We start from the raw sequence: 5,315 nt of genomic DNA, 5'->3' as shown, positions 1-5,315 counted from the left end.
CGGCCCCCGCGACCAGCTCGTCCTCCCGCCCCCACCCCGCGCGGCACCCGCACCCACCGACCGATGACCGCTTCTTGACGCTCAAGGACGCCATGACCCAGCACACCGCCGACCCGGCACCGAACAGCCCCTTCGCCACCGTCGCCCAGCGCCGCGACTGGTGGCGGGACGCGGTGATCTACCAGGTCTATCCGCGCAGCTTCGCCGACAGCAACGGCGACGGCATGGGGGACCTGGAGGGCGTACGCTCCCGGCTTCCCTACCTGCGCGACCTGGGTGTGGACGCCGTGTGGCTCAGCCCCTTCTACGCCTCCCCGCAGGCCGACGCCGGCTACGACGTCGCCGACTACCGCGCCGTCGACCCTATGTTCGGCAACCTGCTCGACGCCGACGCGCTGATCCGCGACGCCCATGAACTGGGCCTGCGCATCATCGTCGACCTCGTCCCCAACCACTCCTCCGACCAGCACGAGTGGTTCAAGCGCGCCGTCGCCGAGGGCCCCGGCTCCCCGCTGCGCGAGCGCTACCACTTCCGCCCCGGCAAGGGCGCGAACGGTGAACTCCCGCCCAACGACTGGGAGTCCATCTTCGGCGGCCCCGCCTGGACCCGCGTCACCGAGCCCGACGGCACCCCCGGCGAGTGGTATCTGCACCTGTTCGCCCCGGAGCAGCCCGACTTCAACTGGGAGCACCCGGCCGTCGCCGACGAGTTCCGCTCCATCCTGCGGTTCTGGCTGGACATGGGCGTCGACGGCTTCCGTATCGACGTCGCCCACGGCCTGGTGAAGGCGGAGGGTCTGCCCGACCTCGGCTCGCACGATCAGCTGAAACTGCTGGGCAACGATGTCATGCCGTTCTTCGACCAGGACGGTGTGCACGAGATCTACCGGCAGTGGCGCACGGTCCTCGACGAGTACGCCGGGGAACGCATCTTCGTCGCCGAGGCGTGGACGCCGACCGTCGAGCGCACCGCGAACTACGTACGCCCCGACGAGCTGCACCAGGCGTTCAACTTCCAGTACCTGTCGACCGAGTGGGACGCCGAGGCGCTGCGGGAGTGCATCGACCGCACCCTGGACGCGATGCGCCCGGTCGGCGCCCCCGCCACATGGGTGCTGTCCAACCACGACGTGACCCGGCACGCCACCCGCTTCGCCAACCCGCCCGGCCTCGGCACGCAGATCCGGCTGGCCGGCGACCGCGAGCTGGGCCTGCGCCGCGCCCGCGCCGCCACCCTGCTGATGCTGGCGCTGCCCGGCTCGGCGTACATCTACCAGGGCGAGGAGCTGGGCCTGCCGGACGTCGTCGACCTGCCCGACGAGGTGCGCCAGGACCCGGCGTACTTCCGCGGCGCCGGCCAGGACGGCTTCCGCGACGGCTGCCGGGTGCCGATCCCGTGGACGCGGGAGGGTTCCTCGTACGGCTTCGGTGACGGCGGCAGCTGGCTGCCGCAGCCCGCCGAGTGGGCGGAGCTGAGCGTGGAGGCGCAGACCGGCGTGGAGGGTTCGACGCTGGAGATGTACCGCGCGGCACTCGCCGTCCGGCGGGAGCAGCCGGACCTGGGCGCGGGCGACGCGGTGCAGTGGCTGCGCGCCCCGGAGGGCGTCGTCGCTTTCCGGCGCGGCGACTTCGTGTGCGTGGCGAACACGACCGGTGAGCCGGTGACGGTGCCGGCGTACGGGCGTGTCCTGCTGGCCAGCGGTGACGTGCGGCAGAGCGGTGACGACACGAAGGTTCCGGCGGACACCACGGTGTGGTTCTCGGCGGCCTGATGCCCGTGGGCCGCCCGGCCCGTCCGTGAAAAATTTCAACAACTTCACCCGGCCCGCTGCCTTTTCCGGCAGCGGGCCTTTAACATCTGCGTCACCGCAACTTTGCAGTCATGTTTCAGCAAGGGCTTGCGGTCCCCACGCCCCCTTCAAGGACGAAGGAACCCCACATGGCACGCAGAGCCTTCGCCGGGGTCGCCGCCCTCACGGCGGCCCTTGTCATGACCCCGGCTACCAGTGCGCAGGCCTCCCCGCCCGGCACGAAGGACGTCACCGCGGTCCTCTTCGAGTGGAAGTACAGCTCCGTGGCCGCGGAGTGCACGGACACCCTGGGCCCCGCCGGATACGGCTACGTCCAGGTCTCCCCGCCCGCCGAGCACATACAGGGCCCGCAGTGGTGGACGTCGTACCAGCCCGTCAGCTACCGGATCGCCGGACGGCTCGGTGACCGCACCGCCTTCCGGGACATGGTGAACACCTGCCACGCCGCCGGTGTGAAGGTCGTCGTCGACACTGTCATCAACCACATGTCGGCCGGCAGCGGCACCGGCACCGGCGGATCGTCGTACACGAAGTACGACTACCCCGGGCTGTACTCCTCGTACGACTTCGACGACTGCACCAGCCAGATCAACAACTACGCCGACCGCTGGAACGTCCAGCACTGCGAACTCGTCGGCCTCGCCGACCTCGACACCAGTGAGTCCTATGTGCGCGGCGCGATCGCCGGGTACATGAACGACCTGCTCTCGCTCGGCGTCGACGGGTTCCGCATCGACGCCGCCAAGCACATCGACGCGGCCGACCTCGCGAACATCAAGTCCCGGCTGACCAACCCGAACGCCTACTGGAAACAGGAGGTCATCTACGGCGCCGGTGAGGCCGTCCAGCCGTCCGAGTACACCGGCAACGGCGATGTCCAGGAGTTCCGGTACGCCTACGACCTCAAGCGGGTCTTCAAGAACGAGAAGCTCGCCTACCTGAAGAACTACGGCGAGGGCTGGGGCTATCTGAGCGGCTCCGGCGCCGGTGTCTTCGTCGACAACCACGACACCGAGCGCAACGGCTCCACCCTCAACTACAAGGACGGCGCCGACTACACCCTCGCCAATGTGTTCATGCTGGCCTGGCCGTACGGCGCCCCCGACATCAACTCCGGCTACGAGTGGTCCGACGCGGACGCCGGCCCGCCCAACGGCGGCACCGTCGAAGCCTGCTGGCAGGACGGCTGGAAGTGCCAGCACAAGTGGCCCGAGATCATCCGCATGGTCGGCTTCCGCAACGCCACCCGCGGCCAGGCCGTCACCGACTGGTGGGACAACGGCAACAACGCCATCGCGTTCGGCCGCGGTTCCAAGGGCTACGTCGTCGTCAACCACGAGTCGTCCACGCTGAGCCGCACCTTCCAGACATCCCTGCCGGCCGGGACGTACTGCAACGTGCAGAACAACACCACCGTGACCGTGAACGGCTCCGGCCAGTTCACCGCCACCCTCGGGGCGAACACCGCGCTCGCCGTCTACAGCGGCAAGTCCAGCTGCTGAACCGGCCGTTCCGGGCAAGGGTCGTGAAATCTCTTGCCGATGCTTTCACGACCCTTGCTGCAACGGTTGCGGCGGGGATACCGTCGCGCCGGGGTCGGACCCGTTTGAGCCACAACCCGCAAGGAGTTCACGCCCGTGATACCCAGATGGTCGGCGCCGCCGCGGCACCGAACCCCGCAGGTCGGGCGGGTCGCGGCCGTCACCGCCGCCGCACTCGCCGCCGCAGTGATCCAGCCACTCGCCGCCCGCGCGGCCACCCCGCCCCCGCCGCCCTCGGACGCCGCGCTCGCCGCGCAACCCGCCCGGCACGACGCCACCCGGGAGCAGTTCTACTTCGTCCTGCCGGACCGTTTCGCCAACGGGGACACCTCCAACGACCGCGGCGGCCTGACCGGTTCGCGGCTCACCACCGGCTACGACCCCACCGACAAGGGCTTCTACCAGGGCGGCGACCTCAAGGGCCTCACGCAGCGCCTCGACTACATCAAGGGCCTCGGCACCACCGCCATCTGGATGGCGCCGATCTTCAAGAACCGTCCCGTGCAGGGCACCGGCGCCGACGCGTCGGCCGGCTACCACGGGTACTGGATCACCGACTTCACCCAGGTCGACCCGCACTTCGGCACCAACAAGGACCTGAAGAACCTCATCTCCAAGGCGCACGCCAAGGGCATGAAGGTCTACTTCGACGTCATCACCAACCACACCGCCGACGTCGTCGACTACGAGCCGAAGTCCCACGACTACCTCTCCAAGGGCGCCTTCCCGTACCTCACCGAGGACGGCCGCCCCTTCGACGACGCCGACTACGCCGCCGGCGGCAGGAAGTTCCCCGCCGTCGACAAGGACTCCTTCCCCCGCACCCCGAAGGTCACCAGCCGCAGCAAGGTCCCGGCCTGGCTCAACGACCCCACCATGTACAGCAACCGGGGCGACTCCACATACTCCGGCGAGTCCACCACGTACGGCGACTTCTCCGGCCTGGACGACCTGTGGACCGAACGGCCCGAGGTCGTCAAGGGCATGGAGCAGATCTACGAGCGCTGGGTGCGGGACTTCGACGTCGACGGCTTCCGCATCGACACCGTCAAGCACGTCAACATGGAGTTCTGGACCCAGTGGGCGACCGCGCTCGACGCGTACGCCGCGAAGCACGGCCGTGAGGACTTCTTCATGTTCGGCGAGGTCTACTCCGCCGACACCTCCGTCACCTCGCCGTACGTCACCCAGGGCCGCCTCGACGCCACCCTCGACTTCCCCTTCCAGGAAGCTGCCCGCCAGTACGTCTCCCAGGGCGGCAGCGCGAAGAAGCTCGCCGCCGTCTTCGCGGACGACTACAAGTACACGACCGACAAGGCCAACGCGTACGAGCAGGTCACCTTCCTCGGCAACCACGACATGGGCCGCATCGGGACCTTCCTGAAGCAGGACGACCCGAACGCCACCGACGCCCAGATCCTCGCCAAGGACAAGCTCGCCAACGAGCTGATGTTCCTCAGCCGCGGCAACCCCGTCGTCTACTACGGCGACGAGCAGGGCTTCACCGGCGCCGGCGGCGACAAGGACGCCCGCCAGCCGATGTTCGCCTCCCGCACCGCCGACTACCTCGACGACGACCAGATCGGCACCGACCGCACCCACGCGAGCGACGCCTACGACACCACCGCCCCGCTCTACCGGCAGATCCGCGCCCTCGCCGACCTGCGCAAGGCCAACCCGGCCCTGACGGACGGCGTCCAGACCGAGCGGTACGCCGCCGACGGACCCGGCGTGTACGCCTTCTCCCGCACCGACGCCAAGAGCGGCCAGGAGTACATCGTCGCGTTCAACAACGCGGCCCGGGCGCAGACCGCCACCTTCACCGCCGGCTCCGCGCACATGCGCTACGACGGCATCCACGGCACCACCCAGCGGGTGACGTCCGGCGCCGACGCCCGGCTCACCGTCACCGTCCCCGCCGGCAGCGCGGTCGTCTACAAGGCCGCCGCCCGGCCCGCCGCCC

At 69.4% G+C, this 5,315-nt stretch carries 3 protein-coding genes; all 3 read left to right on the top strand.

The features are described 5' to 3' along the window. Positions 1-92: 92 nt before the first annotated feature. Positions 93-1,772 carry a glycoside hydrolase family 13 protein gene (locus tag MTQ10_RS27525; RefSeq protein ID WP_247472982.1) on the top strand — a complete coding sequence of 560 codons (1,680 nt, stop codon included), beginning with the start codon at positions 93-95 and terminating at the stop codon, positions 1,770-1,772. A 167-nt stretch (positions 1,773-1,939) separates the two neighbouring features. Then, complete coding sequence (locus tag MTQ10_RS27520) at positions 1,940-3,313, top strand: alpha-amylase (protein WP_247472980.1); 1,374 nt, start codon at positions 1,940-1,942, stop codon at positions 3,311-3,313. Positions 3,314-3,448: 135 nt separating this feature from the next. Continuing rightward, positions 3,449-5,315: alpha-amylase family glycosyl hydrolase (locus MTQ10_RS27515; RefSeq protein WP_247472978.1), on the top strand; the 1,867-nt coding region annotated here is incomplete at its 3' end.

It is taken from the genome of Streptomyces sp. XM83C, from assembly GCF_023072675.1.
Lineage (GTDB): Bacteria > Actinomycetota > Actinomycetes > Streptomycetales > Streptomycetaceae > Streptomyces > Streptomyces thermocoprophilus.
Note: the sequence above shows the minus strand (reverse complement) of the source record. Positions and strands in the feature narration are given on the sequence as shown.

Coding starts and splice junctions, on each gene's coding strand:
- MTQ10_RS27525 (WP_247472982.1), top strand. CDS start 93: ATGACCCAGCACACCGCCGACCCGGCACCGAACAGCCCCTTCGCCACC.
- MTQ10_RS27520 (WP_247472980.1), top strand. CDS start 1,940: ATGGCACGCAGAGCCTTCGCCGGGGTCGCCGCCCTCACGGCGGCCCTT.